Source organism: Phytoactinopolyspora halophila (assembly GCF_003287285.1).
Taxonomy (GTDB): Bacteria; Actinomycetota; Actinomycetes; order Jiangellales; family Jiangellaceae; genus Phytoactinopolyspora_A; species Phytoactinopolyspora_A halophila.
The window spans coordinates 52310-78137 of the sequence record NZ_QMIG01000021.1 but is presented as its reverse complement, the minus strand read 5'-3'; the positions used below and the strand labels follow the sequence as shown (position 1 = coordinate 78137).

Annotated in this window: 27 protein-coding genes; 15 read left to right on the top strand and 12 right to left on the bottom strand. The window is 67.1% G+C overall.

Annotated elements, in window-relative coordinates; translation table 11 throughout:
* Nucleotides 1–264 precede the first annotated feature (264 nt).
* Nucleotides 265–1392 carry a glycerate kinase family protein gene (locus tag DPM12_RS17180; RefSeq protein WP_112259571.1) on the top strand — a complete coding sequence of 376 codons (1128 nt, stop codon included), beginning with the start codon at nt 265–267 and terminating at the stop codon, nt 1390–1392.
* 168 nt (nt 1393–1560) lie between these two features.
* Entirely contained in the window at nt 1561–1908 is a 348-nt protein-coding gene (erpA, locus tag DPM12_RS17175; RefSeq protein WP_112259570.1) for an iron-sulfur cluster insertion protein ErpA, read from the top strand.
* Nucleotides 1909–1972: 64 nt separating this feature from the next.
* On the opposite strand, the gene DPM12_RS17170 is transcribed toward erpA, so the two are convergent.
* Entirely contained in the window at nt 1973–2173 is a 201-nt protein-coding gene (locus DPM12_RS17170; protein ID WP_112259569.1) for a sulfurtransferase TusA family protein, read from the bottom strand.
* Nucleotides 2174–2195: 22 nt separating this feature from the next.
* Nucleotides 2196–3356, bottom strand: a complete 1161-nt coding sequence (locus tag DPM12_RS17165) for a cysteine desulfurase family protein (RefSeq protein WP_112259594.1) — start codon at nt 3354–3356, stop codon at nt 2196–2198.
* Between the two features lie 205 nt (nt 3357–3561).
* Here DPM12_RS17165 and ctaC point away from each other — a divergent pair, with 205 nt between their 5' ends.
* From ctaC to DPM12_RS17145, 4 genes are read left to right on the top strand one after another with little or no spacing between them, the layout of a single operon-like run.
* The gene (gene ctaC, locus DPM12_RS17160; protein WP_211659083.1) at nt 3562–4380 is read left to right on the top strand and encodes an aa3-type cytochrome oxidase subunit II; all 819 of its coding nucleotides are present in this window, start codon (nt 3562–3564) and stop codon (nt 4378–4380) included.
* A complete protein-coding gene (gene ctaD, locus DPM12_RS17155) occupies nt 4377–6194 on the top strand; it encodes an aa3-type cytochrome oxidase subunit I (RefSeq protein ID WP_112259567.1) in 1818 nt (605 codons plus the stop codon). The genes ctaC and ctaD overlap by 4 nt, the downstream gene beginning before the upstream one ends.
* Nucleotides 6191–6586 carry a cytochrome c oxidase subunit 4 gene (locus tag DPM12_RS17150; RefSeq protein WP_112259566.1) on the top strand — a complete coding sequence of 132 codons (396 nt, stop codon included), beginning with the start codon at nt 6191–6193 and terminating at the stop codon, nt 6584–6586. Before ctaD ends, DPM12_RS17150 begins: the two co-directional genes overlap by 4 nt.
* A gap of 25 nt (nt 6587–6611) precedes the next feature.
* The gene (locus DPM12_RS17145) at nt 6612–7094 is read left to right on the top strand and encodes an SRPBCC family protein (RefSeq protein ID WP_112259565.1); all 483 of its coding nucleotides are present in this window, start codon (nt 6612–6614) and stop codon (nt 7092–7094) included.
* Nucleotides 7095–7279: 185 nt separating this feature from the next.
* Here the strand turns inward: DPM12_RS17145 and qcrB are convergent, their stop codons facing one another.
* The 4 genes from qcrB to ctaE are packed head-to-tail and all read right to left on the bottom strand — an operon-like array spanning nt 7280 to nt 11611.
* Entirely contained in the window at nt 7280–8986 is a 1707-nt protein-coding gene (gene qcrB, locus DPM12_RS17140; RefSeq protein ID WP_112259564.1) for a cytochrome bc1 complex cytochrome b subunit, read from the bottom strand.
* Nucleotides 8983–10062 carry a cytochrome bc1 complex Rieske iron-sulfur subunit gene (qcrA, locus tag DPM12_RS17135; RefSeq protein WP_211659081.1) on the bottom strand — a complete coding sequence of 360 codons (1080 nt, stop codon included), beginning with the start codon at nt 10060–10062 and terminating at the stop codon, nt 8983–8985. Before qcrA ends, qcrB begins: the two co-directional genes overlap by 4 nt.
* A complete protein-coding gene (gene qcrC / locus DPM12_RS17130) occupies nt 10059–10961 on the bottom strand; it encodes a cytochrome bc1 complex diheme cytochrome c subunit (protein ID WP_245951304.1) in 903 nt (300 codons plus the stop codon). The genes qcrA and qcrC overlap by 4 nt, the downstream gene beginning before the upstream one ends.
* Nucleotides 10962–10972: 11 nt before the next feature.
* A complete protein-coding gene (ctaE, locus tag DPM12_RS17125; RefSeq protein WP_245951303.1) occupies nt 10973–11611 on the bottom strand; it encodes an aa3-type cytochrome oxidase subunit III in 639 nt (212 codons plus the stop codon).
* A 107-nt stretch (nt 11612–11718) separates the two neighbouring features.
* On the opposite strand from ctaE, the gene DPM12_RS17120 reads away from it, so the two are divergent.
* A complete protein-coding gene (locus DPM12_RS17120) occupies nt 11719–12135 on the top strand; it encodes a response regulator (RefSeq protein WP_112259561.1) in 417 nt (138 codons plus the stop codon).
* A complete protein-coding gene (gene trpD / locus DPM12_RS17115) occupies nt 12132–13190 on the top strand; it encodes an anthranilate phosphoribosyltransferase (protein WP_112259560.1) in 1059 nt (352 codons plus the stop codon). The genes DPM12_RS17120 and trpD overlap by 4 nt, the downstream gene beginning before the upstream one ends.
* A gap of 33 nt (nt 13191–13223) precedes the next feature.
* On the opposite strand, the gene DPM12_RS17110 is transcribed toward trpD, so the two are convergent.
* A complete protein-coding gene (locus DPM12_RS17110) occupies nt 13224–13514 on the bottom strand; it encodes an Lrp/AsnC family transcriptional regulator (protein ID WP_112259559.1) in 291 nt (96 codons plus the stop codon).
* Between the two features lie 56 nt (nt 13515–13570).
* A complete protein-coding gene (locus tag DPM12_RS17105; RefSeq protein ID WP_112259558.1) occupies nt 13571–15307 on the bottom strand; it encodes a DEDD exonuclease domain-containing protein in 1737 nt (578 codons plus the stop codon).
* A 180-nt stretch (nt 15308–15487) separates the two neighbouring features.
* On the opposite strand from DPM12_RS17105, the gene DPM12_RS17100 reads away from it, so the two are divergent.
* A complete protein-coding gene (locus DPM12_RS17100) occupies nt 15488–16576 on the top strand; it encodes a C40 family peptidase (RefSeq protein ID WP_123788498.1) in 1089 nt (362 codons plus the stop codon).
* A gap of 203 nt (nt 16577–16779) precedes the next feature.
* Nucleotides 16780–17913, top strand: a complete 1134-nt coding sequence (locus DPM12_RS17095; RefSeq protein WP_112259556.1) for a glycosyltransferase family 4 protein — start codon at nt 16780–16782, stop codon at nt 17911–17913.
* Between the two features lie 79 nt (nt 17914–17992).
* On the opposite strand, the gene DPM12_RS17090 is transcribed toward DPM12_RS17095, so the two are convergent.
* A complete protein-coding gene (locus DPM12_RS17090) occupies nt 17993–18619 on the bottom strand; it encodes a response regulator transcription factor (protein WP_112259592.1) in 627 nt (208 codons plus the stop codon).
* An 18-nt stretch (nt 18620–18637) separates the two neighbouring features.
* Nucleotides 18638–20215, bottom strand: coding sequence for a sensor histidine kinase (locus DPM12_RS17085; protein ID WP_123788497.1), 1578 nt, complete (start codon nt 20213–20215; stop codon nt 18638–18640).
* A 106-nt stretch (nt 20216–20321) separates the two neighbouring features.
* Between DPM12_RS17085 and DPM12_RS17080 the strand changes: the two genes are divergently transcribed.
* From DPM12_RS17080 to DPM12_RS17065, 4 genes are read left to right on the top strand one after another with little or no spacing between them, the layout of a single operon-like run.
* The gene (locus DPM12_RS17080; protein WP_112259554.1) at nt 20322–20756 is read left to right on the top strand and encodes a polyketide cyclase / dehydrase and lipid transport; all 435 of its coding nucleotides are present in this window, start codon (nt 20322–20324) and stop codon (nt 20754–20756) included.
* Nucleotides 20757–20766: 10 nt separating this feature from the next.
* On the top strand, nt 20767–21210 hold the full coding sequence (locus tag DPM12_RS17075; protein WP_112259553.1) for an SRPBCC family protein: 444 nt from the start codon (nt 20767–20769) through the stop codon (nt 21208–21210).
* On the top strand, nt 21207–22160 hold the full coding sequence (locus tag DPM12_RS17070; RefSeq protein WP_112259552.1) for an ROK family glucokinase: 954 nt from the start codon (nt 21207–21209) through the stop codon (nt 22158–22160). Before DPM12_RS17075 ends, DPM12_RS17070 begins: the two co-directional genes overlap by 4 nt.
* Nucleotides 22120–22917 carry an endonuclease/exonuclease/phosphatase family protein gene (locus DPM12_RS17065; RefSeq protein WP_112259551.1) on the top strand — a complete coding sequence of 266 codons (798 nt, stop codon included), beginning with the start codon at nt 22120–22122 and terminating at the stop codon, nt 22915–22917. The genes DPM12_RS17070 and DPM12_RS17065 overlap by 41 nt, the downstream gene beginning before the upstream one ends.
* A 76-nt stretch (nt 22918–22993) precedes the next feature.
* On the opposite strand, the gene DPM12_RS17060 is transcribed toward DPM12_RS17065, so the two are convergent.
* Nucleotides 22994–23521: a hypothetical protein gene (locus tag DPM12_RS17060; RefSeq protein ID WP_112259550.1), complete on the bottom strand. Its 528-nt coding sequence runs from the start codon at nt 23519–23521 to the stop codon at nt 22994–22996.
* 232 nt (nt 23522–23753) lie between these two features.
* Between DPM12_RS17060 and DPM12_RS17055 the strand changes: the two genes are divergently transcribed.
* The gene (locus DPM12_RS17055; protein WP_112259549.1) at nt 23754–24458 is read left to right on the top strand and encodes a lysophospholipid acyltransferase family protein; all 705 of its coding nucleotides are present in this window, start codon (nt 23754–23756) and stop codon (nt 24456–24458) included.
* Between the two features lie 84 nt (nt 24459–24542).
* On the opposite strand, the gene DPM12_RS17050 is transcribed toward DPM12_RS17055, so the two are convergent.
* Nucleotides 24543–25706, bottom strand: coding sequence for an osmoprotectant NAGGN system M42 family peptidase (locus DPM12_RS17050; protein ID WP_112259548.1), 1164 nt, complete (start codon nt 25704–25706; stop codon nt 24543–24545).
* Nucleotides 25707–25828 lie beyond the last annotated feature (122 nt).

Below are 25828 nucleotides of genomic sequence, written 5' to 3'. Positions count from 1 at the left end.
TCTCCTGCCGGTCCGGAGTCCGATGCGCTCGTTCGTACTATCGATTTTCCCACGGCCGTGACCGGAGCGGCACGGATGGCACGTGGGACGCCGGTGACCGCACGTGACGCAGAGCGAGGCAGCCGTCCCACTCGATGCGCAGACCAGCAACGAGACCGGTACCGATCGCCCCTTCCTGGTCAGATGTGAGATACCGCACGGTCGCGTTCGCGCCGACGCCGGCGGGTCGCCTCGGGCGTACCCCCATGCGGCACACTCTCCGGTATGCGCATCGTCATCGCACCCGACAAATTCGCCGGAACGCTCTCTGCCGTGCAAGCCGCACATGCCATCGCCGAGGGATGGCGCCGGACCGCTCCGGCCAGCGAGATCGCCACCGCTCCGATGGCCGACGGGGGTCCCGGCTTCGTCGATGTGGTCCGGGCGAGCCTGGGTGGCGAGCTGTTGGCCGGAACCGTGCGCGGGCCCCTGGACGAGCCCGTGCCCAGCACGTTGCTCCTCACGGGCGACACGGCCTACGTCGAGTCGGCACAGGCCTGTGGGCTGGCGCTGATGCCGCGAGACCCCGACGGCCGGAACCCACAGCCGGGTGCGGTGGAACGGGCGTCGACGTACGGAGTCGGCGAGTTGATCGCCAGCGCGATCGACGCCGGCGCCCGGCGCGTCGTCGTCGGGCTCGGTGGCTCGGGGACAAACGACGGGGGAGCCGGACTGCTGGCAGCGTTGGGAGCGACGTCGACACCAGCCACCGCGCTGACCGGGGGACCGTCCGCGCTCGCCGAGATCGGCTCGCTGGATCTGGAAGCGGCCCGCTCCCGGGTCTCCGGGGTCGAGCTGATCGCGGCGAGTGACGTGGACAACCCCTTGCTGGGGCTGCGGGGCGCGAGCAACGTGTTCGGCGAGCAGAAAGGGCTGGTGGACGACGACGCGAAGCTGGCTGCGGATACGGCGTTGACGGCGTTCGCGGACCTGGCGGGGCGCGAGACGGCCGACGCCGCCGGCGCGGGAGCCGCCGGGGGCCTGGGGTACGCGCTCCTCCTCCTGGGAGCGGCGCGCGTTTCCGGCTTCGAGACCGTGGCGTCGGCGGTTGGCCTGTATGACCTCGTAGCGGCGTGTGACGTGGTCGTCACGGGGGAAGGAAAGCTGGACTGGCAGTCGATGAACGGCAAGGTTCCGGTCGGCGTGGCCGGGGTGGCGAACGCTGCCGTGCGCCCGTGTATCGCCCTTGCCGGTGACGTGCAGGTCGGTAACCGCGAGCTGCGGGCCAACGGCATCGAGGCGGCGTATGGCCTGGTCGACATGGTGGGGGAGGCCGCCGCGTTCGACCGGCCGGCGGAGAGCCTGGCCGCCGTGGCCGAGCGAGTGGCCAAGACGTGGGATCGGCGGCGGTGAGGGCTATGTCACACCGCGGGCCCGGATGGCCCGGCGGTTGATGACGTGCGCAGGCGGTATGGGCTCGCCCGGGTGGCGTCCTAGACTGGCATGACAACAGGGAATGGCGTGGCAGCCGTGCGCGTTGCATTCTAGAGATGCAGTCGAAGAGTCGGCAGGAGATTCAGGATGACCGTTCAGGACGAGACCGCCCAGAGCGTCGTGCTCACGGAAGCCGCGGCCGGCAAGGTCAAGGCGCTACTCGAGCAGGAAGGCCGGGACGACCTGCAGCTGCGGATCGCGGTCCAGCCAGGAGGCTGTTCGGGTCTGCGGTACCAGCTCTTCTTCGACGAGCGCTCGCTCGACGGTGATCAGGTCCAGGACTTCGCCGGGGTCAATCTCGTGGTCGACCGGATGAGCGCGCCGTACCTTCTCGGTGCCAAGATCGATTTCGTGGACACCATCGAGCAGCAGGGCTTCACGATCGACAACCCCAACGCCAGCGGTTCGTGCGCCTGCGGCGACTCGTTCCACTGAGCCGCCACCATTCGTTCCGTCGATTCCGGTGATGCGGGCGCGGGCCATGCGCTCGGCGCCCGCCTCAGTGTTGCCGGCGTACCAGGTAGGACGGAGCGGATTGCTCGGGCTCACCTAGGCCGACGTACTCGTGCCCGCGCATGCGGCACCAGGCCGGCACATCGGTGGCTGCTGCGGGATCGTCGGCGATGACGCGCACCACGTCACCCGGCTGAACATCATCGATCCGCTTGGCGAGTTCGATGACCGGAAGCGGGCATCGCATCGCCCGGCAATCGAGGACAAGATCACTCAACGGAGCTTCCTCCCATCCCTGCCTCGGTGCGCAGCCGCGTAACCACGTCGGGAACGACGTCGAGGAAGCGTTCGACGTCGTCGTCGGTGGTGGCGCGGCTCAGTGATACGCGCACGTTGCCGTGTGTCAGCGCGCCCATCGCCTCGAGGACGTGGCTTGGCTGGAGAGTGCTGGCCGTGCAGGACGAGCCACTGGAGACGGCGAACCCCGCCCTGTCGAGTTCGGTGACCAGCGCCTCGCCGTTGACGTAGAGGCAGGAAAACGTGACCAGATGCGGCAGCCGCTCCGTCGGGTGGCCCGTGACCTGAACGTCGGGAACCCGCGTGCCGATCTCCGTGCGGATCCGCTCGATCAGCGACCAATGCCGCTCGTGCAGGGCGGCGGATTCCTGCGTTCGTGCGTGCAGGGCAGCCGCGGCGGCGAGCACGCCGGGAAGGTTCTCGAAACCGGGCACCCGGCCGCCTTCGCGTTCGTCCTCGGGCAACGGCGAGCGCCACCGCGTCGATCGGCGCACGGCGAGGACGCCGACGCCAGGAGGGCCGCCCCACTTGTGAGCGCTGGCCGCCAGCACCGACCATCCCGCCGGTATCGATGTTCGGCCGGCACTTTGCGCCGCATCGACGAACAGCGGGACGCCCCGGTCATGGCAGGCCGGTGCCACCTGATCGAGCGGCTGGGTGGTTCCGACCTCGTGGTTGGCCGTCTGCAAGCAGGCCAGCGCGGTGTCCGTACGGATCGCCGTGGCGAAGGTGTCCGGATCGACGCGGCCATGATGGTCCACCGGAACGAGCTCCCGGTCGTCCTCGCTGCCGGCGTGATGGTTCGCGGCGTGTAGCACGGAGGAGTGCTCGACGGCCGAGGCAACCACGTGCCGGCCGACACGCTGGCGTGCGTGCAGCGCTCCGAGCATGCCCAGATGCACCGCTTGAGTGCCGCTGGACGTGAACGAGACCTCGTCGGGGCGGGCGTCGATGAGAGAGGCGACGACTTCGCGCGCGTTGTCCAGCATTACCCGCGCGCGCCGGGCAGCGCCGTAAAGGCGGGCCGGATCGGCCCAGCCGTCGTCGATGGCCGCGTTCCAGACTTCCCTGGCGGCGGGGTGCAACGGCTCGGTGGAAGCCGCGTCGAAGTGTCCGCCGGGCCGGGCTCCCATCGTGTGGGGTTTTTCCTGTTCCACGACACGTACCGTAGTCGTCCGGGCCGGGTGAACGGTCGTGGGCGGGCGACCGCTAAGGTAGGCAACGACAGGAGAAGCTTGCCTTGCGACCGCATGCCATAGTTCGCGCCACCGGCATGGGTCGAGGCAGGTGCGAAGCATGGAAGGGCGCCACGTGGGTCAGGATGTAAGGGTTCGCCCGGTGCGTCGCAGAGTCATGGCTGCGTGCGCCGCCGTGGGTGCACTGGTGTTGCTCGGCGGCTGCGCGGCTGACGCGCCGGGGCAGTGGCAACGGTTCGGTCTGCCCGAAGGCGCGACCGAGGAAGCGCCACTGGTGGGCGATCTCTGGGTTGGCGCGTGGGTCGCGGCGTTGGCCGTGGGCATTCTCGTCTGGGGGCTGATCCTCTGGGCGGCGATCGCCTATCGCAAGCGCAACGACGAGCTGCCGCGCCAGACTCGGTTCAACATACCGATCGAGTTCCTCTACACCGTGACGCCGCTGGTGGTCGTCGGCGTCTTGTTCTACTTCACGGTCCAGCACCAGGATGAGATCCTCGAGGACGACACGCCTGCCGATCTCACCGTCGACGTGATCGGGCAGCAGTGGTCGTGGACCTTCAACTACACCGACGACGACGTCTACGAGGTCGGCACGCCGGAAGATCAGCCGACGCTCTATCTTCCCGTCGATCAGACCGTACAGTTCAACCTGAACTCGTCGGATGTGATCCACTCGTTCTGGATTCCGCAGTTCTACATGAAGATGGACGTCATACCAGGGCGGTCCAACAGCTTCCAGGTGACCCCGAACCAGCAAGGCACCTTTGCTGGCAAGTGCGCGGAGTTCTGCGGCGCCTATCATTCCCGGATGTTGTTCGAGGTCGAGGTCGTCTCTGCCGAAGAGTTCGCGGACCAGATGGATGCGTTGCGCGAGGCGGGCCAGACCGGGCAGATCGAGCCCGAGCTCCGGGGTTCGTACTTCGAGACGCCGCTGAACGAGCAGCCAGGGAGTGAAGAGTGACCACCTACCTCGAACGCGCCACTGCCGAGTCGCCGCAGCCGGTGGCCGCACCCCGGCGGAAGGGCACTGTAGGTGTGCGGTGGTTGTCGTCCACCGACCACAAGGTGATCGGGTACATGTACCTGATCGCCTCGTTCGGCTTCTTCCTCATCGGCGGCGTGCTGGCCCTGGGAATTCGCGCCGAGCTGTTCCTGCCCGAGCGCGTGATGATGAGCGACGGTTTCTACAACCAGTTGTTCACCATGCACGGCACCATCATGCTGCTTCTCTTCGCGACGCCGCTGTTCATCGGCTTCGGTAACGTCATCGTGCCGCTGCAGATCGGTGCTCCCGACGTCGCGTTTCCGCGGCTGAACATGTTCAGCTTCTATCTCTTCGTTTTCGGCGGCCTGATCGTCGTGGCCGGCTTCTTCACCCCCGGCGGTGCCGCCGACTTCGGATGGTTCGCCTACACGCCACTGTCCAACGCGTTCCACACCGGCCACGTCGGTGGTGACCTGTGGGTGGCAGGGCTGGCAATGAGCGGATTCGGCACCATCTTCGGTGCGGTCAACTTCGTCACCACCATCGTGTGCATGCGCGCGCCGGGAATGACGATGTTCCGGATGCCGATCTTCTGCTGGAACATCCTCGTGACGAGCATCCTGGTGCTCGTGGCGTTCCCGCTGCTCGCGGCCGCGCTGTTCGCGCTGTTCGCCGACCGGAACTTCGGGACGCTCATCTTCGACCCGGCAGCCGGCGGGGCAATCCTGTGGCAGCACCTGTTCTGGTTCTTCGGGCATCCCGAGGTGTACATCATCGCGCTGCCGTTCTTCGGGATCATCACCGAGGTCATCCCGGTCTTCAGCCGCAAACCCATCTTCGGATACAAGGGCCTGGTTCTGGCCACGCTGGCGATTGCGGCGCTGTCGGTGACCGTGTGGGCGCACCACATGTTCGTCACCGGCGCGGTGAGCCTGCCGTTCTTCGCGGCGATGACGATGCTCATCGCGGTGCCGACGGGTCTGAAGTTCTTCGCGTGGATCGGCACCATGTGGCGAGGATCGATCACGTTCGAGACGCCCATGCTGTTCGCTATCGGGTTCCTGGTCACCTTCCTGCTCGGTGGCCTGACCGGCGTGGTGCTGGCGTCGCCGCCGTTGAACTTCCACACGTCCGATTCGTACTTCGTGGTGGCGCATTTCCACTACGTCGTCTTCGGCACCGTCGTGTTCGCCATGTTCGCCGGCTTCTACTTCTGGTGGCCGAAGTTCACCGGGCGGATGCTGGACGAACGTCTGGGCAAGCTCCATTTCTGGACGCTGTTCATCGGCTTCCACGGCACCTTCCTGGTCCAGCACTGGCTCGGTGTGGACGGCATGCCGCGGCGCTACTCCAGCTATCTACCGGATGAAGGCTTCACGCTGCTGAACCAGATATCGACGATCGGCGCCTTCCTGCTCGGCATATCGACACTTCCGTTCCTGTGGAACGTCTGGAAGTCGCGGCTCTCACCGAAGGTGGCCCTCGACGATCCGTGGGGTTGGGGCCAGTCGCTCGAATGGGCGACATCGTCGCCACCACCACGGCACAATTTCACGTCGTTGCCGCGCATCCGGAGTGAGCGTCCCGCGTTCGACCTCAAGTTCCCGGAGGCGGCGGCGGAATCTCAGCTCAAACCCCGGGACTCGGGGGTCATGGTCGAAGCGTTGGGCCCCGCTGACGTGCGCGACGGGCAGTCGCAGCGGCCGGGCGCCGAGGATGAGAGCTCCGGGCCGGTCGAGCCCGGAACCGGACGAGATGACCGGCGCGACGATGGGGGAGAGCAGCAGTGAGGATCGAGTCTTTGATCTTTGCCGTCACGGCGGTCTTCCTGGCGGTCGTGACTCCCATCTACTGGTTCATGTCCAACGACCCGACCGGTACCACGGCGTTGACGCTCTCATTTGGCCTGGGCGCCATGATCGCGTTCTACTTCATGCTGTTGAACCGGCGGATCGGCGCACGGCCCGAGGATCGCGAAGATGGCGAGGTCGAGGAGCTGGCCGGCGAGTACGGCTTCTTCAGCCCGCACTCGTGGTGGCCGCTTATGGGTGGCGCATCTGCCATGGTCGTCTTCGTGGGCCTGGTATATGCGTGGTTCATTCTCATCATCGGGTTGGCGCTCGTGGCCATCACGGTGATCGGCTGGGTGTTCGAGTACTATCGCGGTGAACACGCGCACTGACCCGGCAATTGGCCAGGTATAGAGGGTGATTCGCGACCGTCGCCCGGCACGGAGCTACGCCTTCGAGTCGGTCTGGTCGATCGATGCTCCGGTGGAGCGTTGCTGGGAGTTTCTGGCCGCGCCGGGCCAGCAGTGGCATGACTGGTGGCCCCATCTGCATGCCATCAGGATATGGCGCACCGACGGGGTCGCCGGTAGCCGTGCTCGATGCCTGTGGAAGACCCCGTTGGGCGTGCTGCTTCGCACCCAGCTGTGTGTGGTGGACGTCGAGCCACTGCGCCGCGTCGAGATGAGCGTAGACGGCGATCTTGATGGCACGGGAACCGTGAGGTTCGCCGGCGCCGGCGAGCGCACGACGCGTATCGAAGTGACGTGGCGCGTGGTGACGAAACCGTGGTGGATGAATGTCACCGCTCCGGCATTGGCACCGATCTTCGCGTGGAGCCATCATCGGGCCATGCGTGGTGGTGAGAAGGGCCTGAACGCAATCCTCGATGCCGCTCGGTGAGGCGGCTGCGACGGATCGCCGCGCGAGATCTGTGAACGCCAGATTGGCGGACGCGAGACTGGCGGGTACGACACTCGCGCGAGATTGGCGGGTACGACACCCGCCGCGATAACGTGTGCCGCACCCGCCCACGCCGGGCAGGAATCCCCCGCGCCCTCTAGGTGGGCGGGAAATCCTCGCGCCCTCTAGTGGTGCTGGCCGCCCTGATCGTCTGAGGCGCCGTGCTGGGGAGTCTCTCCGTTGCTGGAGGGAGCGATCTCCTCGTGGTGATGGTGGACACGCTCCAGCTCGTCTCGTGTCGGCTTGTCGATGACGTCGGCAAAATAGAAATGCGACAGCCGCGCCCGGCGCAGCGACTTCTTGTAATTGGGGTTGGGAACGCCGTTGGGATCCGTGGCCGGTTCCGGTTCACGAACCACGGGCCGCTCATGGGCCACCAGCTCGTAGGCCTCGTGCGGGTCGAGCGGCTCGTGGCGTTCGGTGAACTCGCCCTCGGGGCTGACGACGATCATGCCGGATTCGCGGCCGTGCAGCACCTTCTCCCGCTCTCTGCGCTGGAGCCCGAGACATATGCGTTTGGTGATCCAGAAGGCGATCGGAGGCATCAGGATCAGGCTGAACTGCAAGAACCGGGAGACCCAGTTGACCGGGATCTCGAGCACGGTGGCGAAGAAGTCGTTGCCGCCAGCGATCCAGAGCACGATGTAGAACACGATGAACGCCACGCCCAGGCTGGTGCGCACCGGCATGTTGCGGGGCCGATCGAGGATGTGATGCTCGCGCTTGTCGCCCGTGACCTTCTGCTCGATCCACGGGTACACGGCGAGCAGGGTGAGGATCACACCTGGCAGGATCATGGCGGGTATGAGCACGCTCAGTGGGATGTTATAGCCGAATATGCTGATCTCCCACGGCGGCATCAGCCGCAATCCGCCGTCGAGGAAGCCGATATACCAGTCTGGTTGTACGCCGGCGGTCACCTGTGATGGATCGTACGGACCGTAGAGCCATACCGGGTTGATCTGCACCGTGGCCGACATCAGGAGGATGAAGCCGAACACGATAAACATGAAGCCGCCGGCCTTGGTCATGTAGATCGGGAAGAACGGGTAGCCGACCACGTTCTTCTCGCTCTTACCGGAACCGGGCCATTGCGTGTGCTTCTGATACCACAGGATCATCAGATGCACGGTGACCAGCGCGACGATCAGGCCCGGAACCAGCAAGATGTGTATCGCGTACAGCCGGGTGATGATGTCCTCGCCGGGATACTCGCCGCCGAAGATGAAATACGACAGGTACGTGCCGACGACGGGGATGGCGAGGATGCCGCCTTCGATGATCCGCAGCCCGGTGCCGGAGAGGAGGTCGTCCGGCAGCGAATAGCCGGTGAACCCGTTGGCGACACCGAGCACCAGGAGGGTCAGGCCGACGAGCCAGTTCAGCTCGCGTGGCTTGCGGAATGCCCCGGTGAAGAAGACGCGCAGCATATGCGCGGACATGGCGGCGATGAACACGAGCGTGGACCAGTGATGGACCTGCCGCATCAACAAGCCGCCCCGGACCTCGAAGGACAGTTCGAGCGTGGACGCGTATGCCTCGGACATCGCGATGCCGCGCATCGGCACGTAGGCGCCTTCGTAGGTGATGTGCGCCATGGACGGCTTGAACCAGAATGTCAGGAACACTCCGGAAAGGATGATGAGGATCAGGCTGAAGAGCGCGATCTCGCCCAGCAGGAATGACCAGTGATCCGGAAAGATCTTGCGTAGGTTGCGCTTCAGCCAGTTGGACGAGGTGATGCGCTCGTCGACGAAGCCGACGACCTTACCGGCGCCGCGGATCGCCGTGTTCCGGCTGGCGCTCACGTCCGGAGGTGTGGTGCTGCTCATCGTGTTCCGCGCTCCCAGTAGGTCGGCCCAACCGGTTCGGTGAAGTCGCTCTGCGCGATCAGGTATCCCTGGTCGTCGACGGCCAGCGGAAGCTGGGGCAGATTGCGGGTGGCCGGTCCGAAGATCACTTTGCCGTTGTCAGCGAGGTCGAAGGTCGACTGATGGCACGGGCAGAGCATGTGATGAGTGGTCCGCTCGTACAGGCTGATCGGGCAACCGGTATGGGTGCAGATCTTCGAATAGGCGATGATCCCGTCGATGTGCCAGTTCTCCCGGCCCTGCGCGGGCGACAGCTCCTCGGGCAGCATGCGAACCAGCATGACCGGTGACTTCGCCCGCTCGTTGAGACGTTCCGGACCATGTTCGGGCAGTTCACGAAAGGTCTCGGGCATGACGTTGATGAGCTGGCCGAGATCGACGTCGGCGGCCCTGATGGGCTCGTACGTGACGTCGCTGAGCAACCGGACGCCCTCGTCCCACACCGTGTGTTCCTTCGAGTCTCCGGGCAGCGGCCCGAGATCGCGCAGCAAGACGACGGCGGGCAACGGCAGGAGGGCGAGCGCACCGAACATCGAGTTGCGGATCATCTTGCGCCGGCCGAAGCCGGTCTCGTGCGCGCCGGTGTTGAAACTGGCCAGCGTGTCCTGACGGACATCTTCGCTGCTGGTCAACGGCTTGCGTTTCTCGGCGAATTCCGGACTGGTCATCAACGAGCGCGACCAGTGCACGGCGCCGATGCCGATGAGCAAGAGGGCGAGCCCGAGGGTGATGCCGAGGGCGAAGTTGCTGACCTGGACGTCGCCGACGTTGCTGACACCTTCGGACGGCTCGATCTCGAAGAGAACGTACGCGACGATGGAGGCGACGATGAACACCGACGCCAGCGTGAACATGCCGACGACTTGCCGCTCGGCTCGTTTGTTGGCCGAGGGATCGACGTCGGTGTACCGCGGCGGCGGTTCGTGGAGCCCGGGATCGGGGATCGGGTCGCCGTCGGCGGCGCGACGCTCGACCTCGCCGGTGTGTTCGGAATGCTCGGCTGGGTAAGTCATCTCTTCGCTCTTCGGTGTAGTCACGACGACGACCTCGCGGACGACGCCTTGGTGGCCGACCGGGCCGATGCCGACCGGGTGACGATCCAGGCCGCGAACGCGATCAGCCCGCCGAGGCCGACGAGCCAGCCCCAGAGACCCTCGGAAACCGGCCCGACCCGTCCGATGCCGAGGCCACCGGGATCGGGCATTTCCTGGACTTCTTCGAGGAAAGCAATGATATCGCGCTTGTCCTCCGGGCGGAGAGTCTCGTCGTTGAAGACCGGCATGGCCTGGGGGCCGGTGAGCATGGCTTCGTAAATGTACTTGGGCTCGACCCCGGTCAGGTTGGGCGCTTCCTGTCCATAGGTGAGGGCGCCGCCTTGACCTGACGAGTTGTGGCATTGCGCACAGTTTGTCCGGAACAGCAGGCCGCCACGGGCGGGATCGGCTCCGTCAACCGACGTGTCGTATTGCTCTTCCTCCGGGATCTCCGGCCCGGGAGCGAGGGATGCCACGTAGGCGGCCAGCGCGTCGATCTGCTCGTCGCTGTAGGCGACCGGCTTGACCGGCGCCTGCGCGGCCGGAGAACCCATCGGCATGCGGCCCGTTCCCACCTGGAAATCGACCGCTGCGGCTCCGACGCCGACAAGCGACGGCCCGAGCACCGTGCCGTTCTCGCGCACCGCGCCTTCACCACGGAGCCCGTGACACGAGGCACAGCCGATGGCGAAGAGCTGGCGTCCCTCCTCGACCTCGGTGGACTGGGCCGTCTCGGCCCCGTGAATGGGGGACTGGGACGACGGTGCGAAGGCCGCGTAGGCGCTGCCGCACGCGAACAGGACGACGAGCAGGACAGTGACAGCCGCCAACGGGTGACGGCGGCGCCTCGAAAGCGTCCGGCTCAGCCACCCACCGGTGCGGCCAGCAGAAGATCGGGACACGTTTCTCCTCATCACTGGATGACGTAGATGCTGAGGAACAGGGCGATCCAGACGACGTCAACGAAGTGCCAGTAGTACGACACCACGATGGCGCTGGTGGCCTGCTGGTGAGTGAATCTCCGGGTCATGAACGTACGCCCGATGACCAGCAGGAACGCCATCAAGCCGAGAGTCACGTGCAGGCCGTGGAATCCGGTGGCCAGATAGAAGATCGAGCCGTATGGGTCGCTCGACATCGTCAGCCCTTGGTGGAGTACGAGCTCGGCGTACTCGAAGGCTTGGCCGCCGATGAAGATGGCGCCCATGATGAAGGTGAGCACGAACCACTCGCGCATACCCCATTGCCCGACCTGGAGCAGCTTGCCGGTGCGCCCCGCCTGTCCGCGTTCCGCTGCGAGCACTCCGATCTGGCACGTGATGGACGACGACACCAGCACGATGGTGATGCCCAGCGCGTATGGAACGTCGAGCAGCTGGGTCTGGCTTTCCCATACGTCCGGCGCGTTCGAGCGCAGCGTGAAGTACATCGCGAACAGGCCAGCGAAGAACATCAGCTCGCTGGCCAGGAACACGATGGTTCCGACCGACGTGAGACTCGGCCGCACCGGCGACGGGGGGTGGGCAGGATCAACTGCTGTCGTGGAAGCCACGGCGCCATTATGTCGTTCCCGTCCTGAGAACTTGACGCCGCCCCGGGTTTCGCGTGTCGCCGGAGCCAGTACCATCGTGTTTGACACGACGACCAGCGAGGATACCGATGAACAGCACCGAGCCGAAGATGACGATTCTGATCTACAGTGACGATCGCACCACCAGGGAGAGTGTGCGGCTCGCTGTGGGGCGCCGGCCCGCGGCGGACCTTCCGAAGGTCGAGTTCGTCGAGGTCGCGACCCGTCCGGCCGCGATCAAGGCGTTGGACGCGGGCGGTATCGATGTCGCCGTCCTGGACGGCGAGGCGGTCCCCGCGGGAGGTCTCGGTATCGCTCGCGAGGTCAAGGCGGAGATCTACCAGGCCCCACCGATTCTCGTCCTCATCGGCCGCCCGCAGGACGCCTGGCTGGCGGCATGGTCGCGCGCGGAGGCGGTGGTCTCGCATCCGCTGGACCCCTGGGAGGTCGCTGCTGCGGTGGAGGATCTGGCGCGTCGCCGTATCGAACCCCGGGTCGCGTCATGAGCTCGGCACCGCGTACCTGGCCGGAGCTGCTCAGCGCGCTCCTCGAGCGCCACGATCTGCCGCGGGAGTCGACCGCGTGGGCGATGCGCGAGATCATGCGGGGCGACGCCAGCGCGGCACAGATCGCTGCTTTCATGATCGCGTTGCGTGCCAAGGGTGAGACGGTCGGCGAGGTCGACGGCCTGATTGAGGCCATGTATGCCGAGGCCCTGCCGTTCGGTGGGGCCGCACCTTCGCCGGGGCTCATCGACGCTCTCGACATCGTCGGTACCGGAGGCGACCGAGCTCACACGGTGAACATCTCGACGATGGCGGCGGTCGTGGCGGCCGCGGCTGGCGCGCGGGTGGTCAAGCACGGCAACCGGGCCGCGTCCTCGTCGTGTGGTTCGGCCGATGTGCTGGACGAGCTGGGTGTCCGCCTGGATCTGCCGCCCGAGAAGGTGGCGGAGGTCTTCGACGAGACCGGAATCACGTTCTGTTTTGCGGCGGCCTTTCACCCGTCCATGCGCCACGCTGCGGCCCCGCGGCGCGAGATGGGCGTGTTGACCACGTTCAACTTCCTCGGCCCGCTGGCCAATCCGGCACGCCCGCGGGCGCAGGCCATCGGGGTGGCCGATGCCGCGATGGCTGACGTCATGGCTGGGGTGCTGGCCGGGCGGGGGGTGTCGGCGCTGGTTTTCCGGGGCGACGACGGCCTCGACGAGCTGACCACGGCGACGACGTCTCGAATCTGGGTGGTCCACGACGGCGAGGTCGCCGAGGAGCGGTTCGATCCCGCAGTGCTCGGGCTGGAGCCTGCCGCGCCCGACGCGTTGCGAGGTGGCGACCCGGCCTACAACGCGGACGTCGCACGCCGGGTGTTCGCCGGTGAGACCGGACCGGTGCGGGACGCGGTGTTGCTCAATGCCGCGGCCGGGCTGGCGGCCTACGACGGATCCCGGGCCCCTCTCACCGATCGGCTGGCCGACGGGCTCGAACGGGCGCGCGACGCGGTCGAGTCCGGTGCGGCAGAAGCGATCCTGCAGCGCTGGATCGCCGCCGGACGACGAGCGTAGCCGTCCGCGCGCTGCTAGCTGGCGACCGGCAGCCTAATCGCCGTCATCGTCGGCGCCGATCGCGAACGCGGCCTCGAGGTCGTGCCGCGAGTAGGCGCGAAAGGCGATGTGCGTCTCGGTTCCCAGCACGCCGTCGACCTTGTTCAACTGGTCGGCGACGACGTCCGCGACCGCGTCGTGCGTGCGAACCCGCACCATCGCCACGAGATCGATCTCGCCCGTCACCGAATAGACCTCGCTGACGCCGTCGAGCGCGGCGATCTCCTGGGCGACCTCGGGGATACGTGCGACATCAGCATTGACGAAAACGATCGCGGTGATCACTGGCTGGTCTCCTCTCGCTCCCAGCTGACCCTACCGGAACCCGGGACCGGGGCGCGTCACGCGGTGGGACGCAGCCCGCGGCGGTCGGCGAAGGGCTGGGCGGCCGTGGAGTCGGTGTCGCTGGCCGTCACGATGTCGGCGTATGCGGCGGCGCTGGGTGCTGGCAGCGACCAGCAGCCGTCCACCGCGGCCAGCCGCACACCGGGCGTGTCCAGCCAGCGCAGTATCGCTTCGGCTTCCTCGGTGGTGCCGGCAGCAAGGGGAGGAGTGGGGGTGGCCACCGTCTCGGCCGTGGCGACCAGAGCGTCCACATACGGCCGCGGATCGGCGCCCGGGGCGGAGACCCCGGCCGCCGCAAGCCGGCCGTGCCGGATCACGTGGAGCTCCCAGCCGCCGGCGTCGAGCCGGCGCGCGGCCACGAGTTGCCGCACGGCGGCGAGCGCGGCTATGCGCTGGCACCGGATCGCCGCGCGCACGAACGTGGACAGCCGGTCCCGGTGTTCGGCGGCCTCCTCGTATCGCTGGCGGCGGGCGAGCGCGTCGATGCGCTGCCGCACGCGGTCGACGATCTCGCCCGGGTCCCCGTGGAAGGCCGACCGGACGGCATCGACGTGAGCGGAGTATTGCTCGACCGACTCGGCGCCCGAACACGGCGCGCCACACCGGCCCATTTCCGCGAGGATGCAGGCTGCTTGCGGCCGCTTCGGTGAGAGACGCTGGGTGCACTGGCGGATCGGAACCGCCTCGTGCACGGCAGCCATCGCCGCCTCGGCCGACCGGCGGGACCCGAACGGCCCGAGATACGCCGTGCCGTCGTCACGCACCTGGCGCACCAGCGAGAGCCGGGGGAAGGGCTCGACGGTGAGCTTGAGCCAGGTACCGCGCTCGGGAAATCGCGAGCGCCGGTTGTAGCGCGGCTTGAGCTCCCCGATCATCCGCAGCTCGCGTACCTCGGCTTCGAGCGTGGTGGCGCACTCGATTCCCCTGACCGAGGCCGCCACGGCAACCATCTCGGTCATGCGCGTGCGCGTCTCGGAAGCGGTGAAGTAGTTCCGGACCCGCGAACGCATGTTCGTGCTCTTGCCGACATACAGGGCGCGGCCGTCGTCGTCACTGAACACGTAGACACCTGGGGCTGCCGGAACCTGTTCGGCCAGGTGGCGCTTGGAACGCTGTGCGGGGGTGACGGTGCTCTGCCAGAGGGAGAGCTCCTCGACCGTGTAGACGCCGGAATTGCCCAGGCGTTCGATCAGGCCGTGCAGGACGTCGACCGTGGCACGAGCGTCGTCGAGGGCGCGGTGGGTGGGTGTGGTGCGCGCACCGAAGATCCGTGCGAGGGTGGCTAGCTTGCAATCGTGCGCCTCGTCCCGGGCGAGTACTCGCCGGGCCAGCCTGGCGGTGTCGAGGATCTGGACTGCGGGCCACGGGGTGCCCAGTTGCTCGCATGCGGCCCGGAGGAACCCGATGTCGAACGGAGCGTTGTGGGCGACGAGCACGCTGCCGCGGGCGAATTCCAGAAAGGAGGGGAGCGCCGCGGAGATCCGCGGCGCGTCGGCCAGCATGGCGTCGGTGATACCGGTGAGCACGGCGATGAACGGGGGCACCGGCATGGTCGGGCGCACGAGCGTGGAGAACTCGCCCAGCACGTCGCCGCCGCGTACCTTGACCGCACCGATCTCGGTGATCTCGGATTGCGAGGGGGAGCCACCGGTGGTCTCCAGATCGACCACGACGAACGTGGTGGCCGCCAGCGGAAAGCCGATCTCATCGATGGTTCCTTGTACGCCGTGCATGGACACGCACACTAGGTGGCGGCGCCGACAACGCGGCGCCGCCACGCGGCTGTCGTGTCGGTGAGTGCTGCTGGCACGAAAAATTCTGCCGGAACTCGGCCGGGGGGTTTGCTTCCCGTGCGGTCAGCTGGCTAAGGTTCCGCATCAGGTGCTTGCTGCCGACTCGACGGAAGGATCAGCGTGCCTGAGCAGAAAACCCGTTCGGTCAGATCTTCGCGTGCACTCGTCGCTCTTTGTGCTGCCGGCACGATGGCTGCCGGGATCGGACTTACCAACGTCGCACATGCTGATCCAGATCTCACCTTGGACGAAGCTCGCGAAGAGGTCGACGAGCTCAATCAGGAAGTCGTCGAGGCGACAGAGCGCTACCACGTCGCCGGCGAGGAGCTGGACGAGGTGGAGCGGCGGCTCGAGCGGGCCGAGAACGCCATCGAGAAGCAGGAAGCCAAGGTCGAAGAAGCGGTTACCGGGATGGCGGGTTTCGCCGCGGCCTCGTACCAGAGTGGCGGGATCGATCCCACGGTCCGGACCATCTTCGCCGATGATCCGGTCAGCTACTTGGGCCAGGCGTCGTTGCTCGACGCGTATGCGCGGCAGCAGGCCGCTCAGGTGGACACCGTGATGCACGAGCGGCGCCAGCTCGAACAGGCCAAATTGATGGCCGACGAAGAGCGGGACCGCATGGAGGCCATCAAGGAACGGATCGAGGACGAGAAGGCGAGCATCGAGGACGCCCTGGCGGAGTCCGAAGAGATCCTGGATGGCCTGGAGGAGGAAGAGCGCCAGCGGCTTGAGGAAGAGCGTCGGCAGCGGGAACGGGAAGAGGCGGCTGAGGAGGAGAACAGCCGCGGCGACGACCGCGATTCCGAGTCCGACGAGGAGGACGGCGACGGCGACGGCCCGGATGTGCCGCCGCCCAACGAGCGTGCCCAGGCGGTGGTCGACTTCGCCATGGCGCAGCGCGGTGACATGTACGAGTGGGGTGCTGCGGGTCCGGACACCTGGGACTGCTCCGGGTTGACGTCCAAGGCGTGGGAGCAGGCTGGAGTATCCCTCCCGCGTTCGTCGAGTTCGCAGATCGAGGTCGGAACGCGGGTCTCACGGAGCCAGCTCCAGCCCGGTGATCTGGTCTTCTACTACAACCCGATCAGTCACGTCGCCATTTACATCGGCGACGGCCAGATCGTGCACGCGACGAGTCCGGGCAATCCGGTGCGGACCGATTCCGTGGACTTGATGCCCTTCGCCGGGGCGAGCCGGCCAGGCTGAGTCGGTGCACGCGTTGGTGTCGGCTCGTGACACCAGAAGAGTCACATCGGCGGACCGAAACACACGCGCGTCTGATCCGCGATTGCGGGGTACATGATGTCGCATGGCGTCCGTTGGCACGCATTGTCGGCGTAGCAGGGTGATCATGTGATCAACAATGTCGGTCGGACGTGGCCCGTTCTCGTGCCTGCGCGTCCCGTTCGATGAGCCGCATCCTGGTCGTCACCAACGACTTTCCCACCCGCCAGGGCGGCATCGAATCGTTCGTGTTCGCACTAGCCGAACGGATTCCCTCGCACGAGATCGTCGTCTACACCGCCACGATGCCCGAACAGGAGGGATTCGACGCGCGGCTACAGTACCCCGTCTATCGGGATCCGTCTCCGGTGCTCCTCCCGACTCGCGGTGTGGCGCAGCGCACGGTGGCGGCCCTCCAGGAGACCGGGTGCACGTCGGTGCTGTTCGGTGCGGCCGCACCACTCGGGCTGCTCGCCGATCGGCTGCGCGCGGCCGGTGCCGAGCGGGTGGTGGGAATGACGCACGGTCACGAAACGTGGTGGGCACGAGTTCCCGGCGCGCGGCGGTCGCTGCGGCGGATCGGTGATGCATGTGACGTGCTGACCTACGTCTCGGAGTTCTGCCGTCGGCGGGTCATGAACGCGCTCTCGCCCGACGCGGCCGCCAGGATGGTGCGGCTGGCTCCCGGTGTCGACACCGAGGTGTTCCGCCCCGATTCCGGTGGTGCGCAGGTGCGGCGCTGGCTCGGCATCGGCGACGAGCGCCGTGTCTTGCTGTCGGTCTCCCGGTTCGTGGCGCGCAAGGGTCAGGACATGCTGATCCGGGCCATGCCCGAGATCCTCCCGTACGTCCCGGAGGCGGTCTTGGTGCTGGTCGGCGACGGCCCGTATCGCCGGCATCTGCAGCGGCTGGCTCGCTGGCATCGCGTCGAACGCAACGTCATCTTCACCGGAGCGGTTCCGTGGTCGGAGGCGCCGGCGTGGTTCGATGCGGCCGACGTGTTCGCCATGCCATGCCGCACGCGCCTGGGTGGCCTGGAGCCGGAGGCGCTCGGCATCGTCTTTCTGGAGTCGCAGGCAACCGGCCGGCCCGTGCTCGTGGGAGACAGCGGAGGCGCACCCGAGACCGTGCGGCACGGTGATACCGGCTACGTCGTCGACCCGACGGATCCGTCGGCCCTCGCGGAGCACGCGGTTTCGCTGCTGTCCGACCGTCACCATGCGCGCGACCTCGGCATGAAGGGCCGGGAGTGGGTGCAGCGGGAATGGAGCTGGGAGGCGTCGGTCGATACGCTGCGCAGCGTGCTCACGGATCCGTGAGCAACGTGTCCTGCCGCTGGATGGCGGCGGGACACGTGGTTGCCTCGTTACCTCCGCTGCATCCGTCACGCCCGCTGCATCAGGTACTGGTCGCGCTGTCGTCGAGCAGGCCGGCGCGAACGGCGGCCATGATGGCTTGTGCGCGGTTCGCCGCCCCGAGCTTTTCGTAGAGCTTGGATACGTGGGTCTTGGTCGTGGACTCGCTGATATAGAGCTTGCGGGCGATGTTGGACACGCCGAGCCCGTCGGCGAGCAGGCCGAGGACCTCCCGTTCCCGCCGGGTCAGCTGCGGGCCGGAAGGGTTCAGCTTGCGATGCATCGCCTCGGCCAGATCCGCGGCGATGAACGACGACGGGCGCGCCGCCGCGTGCCGCGCGGCCGCAACGACGTCATCGCTGGGAGCACTCTTCGGTACGAACGCCGACGCACCGGCATCCAGGGCGGCAAACAGTTGATCGTCCCCGGCATACATCGTGAGGATGACCAACCCTACCTCGGGACGGGACGCCCGTAGGCTCTGCGCGAGTTCGAGCCCGCTTCCGTCGGGCAAGCGGACGTCGATCACCGCCACATCCGGCTTTCCGGTCTCGGCGATCCGGCGGGCGTCTGCGAGCGACGCTGCTTCACCTACGACCTGAAACTCCGCGTCACGCTCGAACGCCCGGCGCAGACCTTGCCGGATCAGCTCGTGATCATCGACCAGCATGACCGTCACAGGCACGGATTACCCCTCTTCGTAGTCGGGACCCAGGGACACGCCAACAGCCGTACCCCCTTCGGGTGCGTCTTCGATCATCAACGTGGCTCCGATGCGTTTGGCGCGCTCGGCCATGATGTCCAGCCCGTAGTGGTTGCTCGGGCGCTGTCGCAACCCAATACCGTCGTCGGCGACCCGGATGTGTGCCGACGGCGGGTTGACGTTGACGGTAACCCACAGATTACGGGCTTTTGCGTGTTTACGCACGTTGGTGATGGCTTCTTGGCCGATGCGAAGCAGTTCTGCTTCGACTTCGGGACGTAGCCGTTCTTGAGCTTCCTGGTTGGAGAGGTGAACCTTGAGTTTGGCCTGCGTGCCGATCTGGCGGGCATATCCTGCCAGCGTGTCACCCAGTCCAGCCTCCCGATCGAGGTCACTTCGCAAATCGAAGACCGAGTGGCGAAGCTCGGTGACGATCCGGGTGAGTTCCCTTCGCAGCGTGGTGGCCAGCGACGCGGTATCGGCGTTGGTGGTACGGGCCAGTAGATCGTCCACCAGGTATCCGAGGGAGGCCAGCTCCTGCGCGATGCCGTCGTGGATCTCCCGAGCCAGCCGTTGGCGTTCCTCGCGGGTGGCGAGCTCGCGAACCTCGTCGAAGAGCAGCGCCGTCTCGAGGCGGACGGCGCCCTCGTCGGTCGATCGCGCCAGCTCGTTGAGATCATCGGGCAACGCCTGGTCCGGGACGTCGGCAACGACGGCCCCGATGGTGCGGGAGCCCACGCGCAGCGGAAGTACGACGCGATGCCCGCGCCGACCTGCGGGAGCCCAGGCCGGGACCTCGTTGGTCCAGGCGTCGAGGACGACGGGATCCCGTTCGGCTCCCGCCACCCAGCCGTCGTCGCCACCCCGTTCGGCCAGCGGGAACAGCACACCACCCTCGCGGCGGACGAGGAGGGCCGAGCGGCGGACGTCGAGGCCGGCGCCGACACGGTCGAGGATGCCCTCTGCCAGGGTGACCGGGTCGAGGCCGCCGGACAGCCGGCGCGAAACTACGCGGAGTTCGGACAGCAGGCGGTATGCCGCTGCGTAGCGTTCACTGTCGGCGGCTTGTGCGTTCTCCTGCCGGATCAGCCATGCTCCGATGGCTCCGGTGACGAAGACGATCACCAGCCAGGCGGCGAGGCTGCCCATCGAACCGAGATCGAGTAGCGCATTGCGGGCGAGGATGTCGCCCGCGGCCAGTCCCAAGGCCGCGATGATCGTGGTGATGATCGCCCCGACCGCACCACCGGCGAGCCCACCGGCGAAGGCGGGAAGCAGCAGGTAGGGCAGGGCGAGGTAGGCATCCGGAAACCCGAGCCCGACGACGATCGAGGCGAGAGCCATCTCGGCAGCCGCCCGCAACCGCGACGGCGGCTGCATTCGCTCGGCCACGGCGGCGGCAAGCGCGACCAGCGCCAGGGCGCCGAGCCACCACCAGTCGTCGACGATGTTGCTCGCTGACCCCGTCAGCGCGACGACCAGCGCCAGCATCCCCGGGCGGGCTACGGCGAGCGCTCGCCAATGACGCTGGGCCACAGCGGGGTCCGACGTAAGAACGCTCACAGCGGTTAAGTGTGCCCTATGTTGATCGGTAATGGCGTGTTGAAACGGGGTGTGAGGCAAATGTTCGTCACACCCTGGACGATCCTGGCAGATAGTCTAGGGGCTCATGGTCCCTCCTGCCGTCGACGTTATGGACGAGACGTTCCTCGTCGTTTCACCGATGGTCCTGGCCAAGTATTTCGCGGATCCGGCGGTATGGCGCGAGTGGTGGCCCCGGTTACAACTCACAGTTACCAAAGATCGGGGATCCGAAGGCATGCAGTGGTCAGTGTCAGGTGAGCTGGCCGGTAGTGCCGAGATCTGGCTGGAGCCGTGGCGTGATGGTGTCGTCGTCCACTGGTTCTTGCGTGCCGATCCGGTAGCGGGCACGCGCCGCTGGTTCGGGCTCCGCCGTCCGGATCCGGCACGGATACGCCGTGCGTATGTGACGTCGTTCAAACGGCATATCCATGCCCTGAAAGACGAGGTGGAACGCGACCGTGCTCCGGGCACCTCGCGCGCGGCAGCGGCGGAGCGCGGCAGCGGCGAGTCCATCATCTAGGGTTGGCCTCATGGCTGCACAGACCACGTCGAGCATCACGATCGCCGCGCCGGCGGCCGACGTGATGGAGGTGATCGCCGACCTGGAGGCATACCCGGAGTGGACGACGTCGATGCGCTCGGTCGAGGTGTTGAGCGTGGGTGACGACGGCCGTCCGGAGCGGGCGAGGTTCGTGCTGGACGCGGGCCCCATCAAGGACACGTACATCCTGTCCTACGAATGGGATGGTGACGACGAGGTTCGGTGGAGTCTGGTCGAAGGCTCCTTGATCAAGGCGATGGAAGGCTCGTACCGGCTGGTCGAGTCAGATTCCACGACAGACGTTACCTACCAGCTAACCGTGGATGTGGCCATTCCCATGCTCGGGATGATGAAACGCAAAGCCGAGAAGGTCATCATCGACACGGCACTGAAAGAGCTGAAGAAGCGGGTGGAGAGCGGGTCGGCCGAGTGAGCAACAGCATAGGCGTAGACGTTGGCGGAACCAAGATCGCGGCCGGTGTCGTCGACCAGAAGGGTGACATCGTCGCCCGTACGCGGCGGGATACGCCATCCCAGGATGTCTCCGGCATCGTCGGCGCGATCATCGACGTGACCCGGGAGCTGGCGGCAGAACACGAGATCGGCGTCGTTGGCGTCGGGTCGGCGGGGTTCGTCGACGCCGGGCGTTCGCGCGTGATGTTCGCGCCGAACCTGGCCTGGCGTGATCTGGATCTCAGGGATCGCGTGGAGGATGCGACCGGGTTGCCGGTCGTCGTGGAGAACGACGCGAATTCCGCCGCATGGGGGGAGTTCCGCTTTGGCGCGGCCTCCGATGTCGAGGACATGGTGTTGCTCACCATCGGTACCGGTGTCGGTGGGGCCGTGGTCAAGGATGGCGCGCTCTACCGCGGGGCGAACGGAATCGCTGGCGAGCTGGGCCACCTGCGCATGGTGCCGGATGGCCAGCTGTGCGGATGCGGGTTACGCGGCTGCCTGGAGGCCTACGCCAGTGGCACGGCGTTGGTGCGCAACGCCCAGTCGGCGGCTACCAGCGCGGCCGTGACCTTCTCCGGATCGGCGGAGCGTCTGCTGGAGATGGCGGCGGGTGACCCCGGCAACATCACTGGACCCATGGTCACCGCTGCCGCGAACGACGGCGACGAGCTGGCTCGTGAGCTCATCGCCGACCTCGGACGCTGGCTGGGCGAGGCCATGGGGTCGCTGATCGCCGTGTTCGATCCCGCGACCTTCGTCCTCGGGGGTGGCGTTGCCGAGGCGGGCGACATGCTGCTGGAGCCGACGAACGAGGCGATGCGGCGTAGCGTGACTGGAGGAGCGCACCGGCCACACGCCACCGTGCGCTTCGCCACGCTGGGCAACGATGCCGGAATCGTCGGTGCCGCTGACCTCGCCCGCCTCTGAGATGGAGACCGGCCTGGTGACACCCGTGCGGATCGTCACGTACAACATGCGCGGCTCGCGCGGTATCGGTATGCGCGGCTCACGCGAGGTCGCCGCCGTCGGGGCACTGTTGCGCGAGCTGGACGCCGACGTGGTGTGCCTGCAGGAGGCCCCGCGCCGGCTGGCGTGGCGGGACCGATGTGCGGCTCTCGCGCGGCGTTCGCATCTCCTCTACACCGCGGGCGGCGGGACGACCGGCGGCACGGCCATGTTGACCGCTGCGCGAATCGACGTCCGCGACGTGCGGGAGTCGCGCCTGCAACCAACGCCCGGCCTGCGCAAGCGCGGCGCGGTCCTCGCCGTGCTGAGCAAGGGCGGAATCGGCTTCTGTGTCCTGGCCATGCACCTGGGACTCGACGCCGCCGAACGAGCGCGCCATGTTACGGAGATCACCGGAATTGTGCATCGTGCCGCCGCGCCGGGCGGTGTGCTCGCGGGTATCACGGGCACGTCCCGGGAACCGGTGGCGGTGATCGCGGGTGATGTCAACGAGACCCCACACGGTTCCACCTGGTCGCGGCTGGCCACACAGTATGCCGACGCCGGGGCGGGGGATCCCACACCCACCCGTTATTCGAATGGCCGGGCGAACCGCATGGACGGGGTGTTCGTGCGCGGACCAGCGGAGCTCGTGTCCTACCGGGTCGCCGACCCGCCGCGCGGGGCCGGAGCGCACGGCCACCGTCCCGTCGTGGTGGATCTTCTCCTGCCGGGCTGACCGCATCGGCGACGTACCGACATAGACGTACCGACATACCGGGGTCGGCCTGCCCGCGTTGCCAGGACCGTCGCGTTTAGACCACGGCGCCGTCGTCGGGATCGTGCGGATTGCGGCCACGCATGCGCGCCACCAGCGTGACGAACCCGGCGATGAAGCCGCCGACGAGGACGAGCATGAGCTGGTCCGGTGGAGTCCACTGCAGGATGGCGGATAGCAGGAGCACTGACGGTGCGGCGATCAGCCCGGTCCATGCCCACCGCGATACGCGGTCACCACGGGGGAGGGGAGGTGGCGCCGGAGGAACGAAATGATCGTCGTCGCTAAGCTGGGTACCTGCGGGCTCCTGTGGCGTGGCGCGCCACGGCCGGGCTGCGGCGGGGGTGTCGTCGCCTGGCTGGCCCTCTACTGGATCGTCGGTGGCGTTCTCACCCCAGGTGTGTGACGCGCCCGGATAGGTATTCGTCGGGCCGGTGTCCACGTCATCAGGATCGAGATCCTCGGCCTCGGGCCAGCGTCGTTGGGCGTCGTCGGGGTCTGGTTCGGCGTGAAAGGCCTCGACGAGCTCGGACCAGGTTTGGTCGTCGTCGCGTCCGGTACTCATCGGCGAATGCCACCTCCTTTCCCGAGACGACGCCGCATCGGGTGCTGGTATTCCGCCGGGAACTCGCGTTCGGGCGCTGACCGGGACGTTACCCACCATGGATACACGAGGTGTTCCCTCATGGTGACCATCGTCCCATGTTTGCCGCCCATTGGCCCGGGCCCGGTGTCTTGTGCGAGCGGTGAGCGCCCGGGGTGGCGCGGCGCGGTCGCCGTCGTTGTAGTGTTCGGGCGTGCTCTATTGGCTGCTCAAGAAGGTCTTGCTCGGCCCTCTGCTGCGGGTCTACTACCGGCCGTGGGCCGAGGGTGTGGAGAACGTGCCGACGGAAGGTCCGGCCATTCTCGCTGGTAACCACCTCACCGTGGTCGACTCTTTCTTCATGCCACTCGTTCTTGACCGCAAGGTGACGTTCTGGGCGAAGAGCGACTATTTCACCGAATCCGGGGTCAAAGGGTGGTTCAAGCGTTTCTTCTTCTCCCGTACCGGCAACCTGCCCGTGGACCGATCCGGCGGTCGCGCGAGCGAGCAGGCGATGCGCAGCGCGGAGCGAGTCCTCCGGGAGGGAGAGTTGCTGGGGATCTATCCCGAAGGCACGCGCTCGCCCGACGGTCGCCTCTACCGGGGCAAGACGGGCGTCGCCCGCCTGGCGCTCGAGGCGAAGGTTCCCGTCATTCCCGTCGCGATGATCGGCACGGCCGAGATGCAGCCCGCAGGCAGGCTCATTCCCAAGCGGATGCGTCCGGGAGTCCGTTTCGGCAAGCCGCTCGACTTCAGCCGCTACGAAGGCATGGAGACCGACCGCTACGTCCTTCGTTCGGTCACCGACGAGGTGATGTATGCGCTGATGCAGCTTTCCGGCCAGGAGTACGTGGACGTCTACGCGGCCACCGTCAAGGCCAAACACGCCGCGGAACGGCGGGACCGCGGAGAGACGTGAGCCCGTGGCCGGAAGGTGCCGGCAGGTAGGGTGCGAGCTGCCGGCGCCGACGGTGCCCGCTCGAGTCGCCGGCAGCGCACCGGTTCAGCCGTGGCGGCCGGGTGTGTGCTCCGGCTCGGGCTCGGCGGGCTGAACGCTGTGGCTGGGGAAGTCTTCCAGCTTGCCGGTCGGTCCCTCGTCCCACTCGCCGAACGTGAGCGGGCTGGAGAGATAGATGGTCAGCAGTTCGGCCAGCCGGCGCAGCCCGTCGAGGTGTGTGCGCTCGTGGCCGTGGCTGGAATCCACACCGAAGCCGACCAGGGCGGCGCGGCACTCCAGCCCGGACTCGATGGCCGGTGCCGCGTCGGAACGGTAGAAGCGGTAGACGTCGCGCCGATAGGGCACCTGGTGCTGCTCGCAGAGCGAGATGAGCCGCCGGGTCAGGTGGTAGTCGAAGGGGCCGGTGGAATCGAGCATGCCGATGTTGACGGTGTCCTCCCGCGACTCCTGACCATCGCTGACGACGGCGTTGTCGACAGCGACGAGCTCGGCCACGTTCTCGTCGAGGCCGTGGGTGGCACCCATTCCGACCTCCTCGCCGATGGTGACCAGCAAGTATGCCGTGACCGGCAGGAGGGCACCGTGGTCGCGTAGCGCCTTGACGGCAGCCAGACACGCGGCCACGCCGGCCTTGTCGTCGAGATGGCGGGACTTGATGAAGCCGTTGCGGACGATCTGCGGTGCCGCGTCCAGCGCGACGAAATCGCCGACTTGGATGCCAAGGTCGATGAGGTCCTGGCGGGTGGTCACGGGCTCGTCGATCCGGATTTCCACCTGGTGCCAACCCACGCCCTGCGTGTCGACGTCGTCGCCGAAATTGTGCCCGCTGGACTTCAGCGGCAGCACGGTACCGGTATAGATCTGGGTGAGATCGTCGACGAAGACGGTGACCTGTGCGCCTTCGGCGAACCGGGCGCTGTGAGTGCCGATCGGCACGACCTCCAGCCGCCCGTTCTCCTTGAGTCGCTTGACCATGCAGCCGATGGTGTCGGCGTGAACCGCCACGGCGCGGCTGGTGTCGTCGGTCTCACCGGCGAGCGTGCTGCGCAGCACGCCGCGGCGAGTCAACCGCATCGGGACACCCAGATCGGCGAGATGATCACCGATGATCTGCATCACCGCGTCCGTACGGCCGGACGGGCTGGGAGTGCGCAGGAGCTCCAGCATGACGTCGCGCAGGTAGTCTTCGTCGATCTTGAGGCGGTCCATGGCTTCAAGGTTCGCACACCTGGTTCGCCGACCCGTCAGGCGGACTCCCGGGGGGTGCACGCGCCGCGCCGACCACGACGTTCGACACCCATCCTATCCGTGACCGGCGACGACCGGGTGAT

Excerpts from the sequence above, each read along its gene's own strand:
- qcrB (WP_112259564.1), bottom strand. The coding sequence starts at position 8,986 with ATGAGCAGCACCACACCTCCGGACGTGAGCGCCAGCCGGAACACGGCG.
- trpD (WP_112259560.1), top strand. The coding sequence starts at position 12,132 with ATGAGCTCGGCACCGCGTACCTGGCCGGAGCTGCTCAGCGCGCTCCTC.
- DPM12_RS17075 (WP_112259553.1), top strand. The coding sequence starts at position 20,767 with ATGGCTGCACAGACCACGTCGAGCATCACGATCGCCGCGCCGGCGGCC.
- erpA (WP_112259570.1), top strand. The coding sequence starts at position 1,561 with ATGACCGTTCAGGACGAGACCGCCCAGAGCGTCGTGCTCACGGAAGCC.
- DPM12_RS17090 (WP_112259592.1), bottom strand. The coding sequence starts at position 18,619 with ATGCTGGTCGATGATCACGAGCTGATCCGGCAAGGTCTGCGCCGGGCG.
- DPM12_RS17065 (WP_112259551.1), top strand. The coding sequence starts at position 22,120 with ATGCCGGAATCGTCGGTGCCGCTGACCTCGCCCGCCTCTGAGATGGAG.
- DPM12_RS17095 (WP_112259556.1), top strand. The coding sequence starts at position 16,780 with ATGAGCCGCATCCTGGTCGTCACCAACGACTTTCCCACCCGCCAGGGC.
- DPM12_RS17105 (WP_112259558.1), bottom strand. The coding sequence starts at position 15,307 with ATGCACGGCGTACAAGGAACCATCGATGAGATCGGCTTTCCGCTGGCG.
- DPM12_RS17165 (WP_112259594.1), bottom strand. The coding sequence starts at position 3,356 with ATGGGAGCCCGGCCCGGCGGACACTTCGACGCGGCTTCCACCGAGCCG.
- DPM12_RS17080 (WP_112259554.1), top strand. The coding sequence starts at position 20,322 with ATGGTCCCTCCTGCCGTCGACGTTATGGACGAGACGTTCCTCGTCGTT.
- DPM12_RS17180 (WP_112259571.1), top strand. The coding sequence starts at position 265 with ATGCGCATCGTCATCGCACCCGACAAATTCGCCGGAACGCTCTCTGCC.
- DPM12_RS17120 (WP_112259561.1), top strand. The coding sequence starts at position 11,719 with ATGAACAGCACCGAGCCGAAGATGACGATTCTGATCTACAGTGACGAT.
- DPM12_RS17060 (WP_112259550.1), bottom strand. The coding sequence starts at position 23,521 with ATGAGTACCGGACGCGACGACGACCAAACCTGGTCCGAGCTCGTCGAG.
- DPM12_RS17170 (WP_112259569.1), bottom strand. The coding sequence starts at position 2,173 with ATGCGATGCCCGCTTCCGGTCATCGAACTCGCCAAGCGGATCGATGAT.
- DPM12_RS17050 (WP_112259548.1), bottom strand. The coding sequence starts at position 25,706 with ATGGACCGCCTCAAGATCGACGAAGACTACCTGCGCGACGTCATGCTG.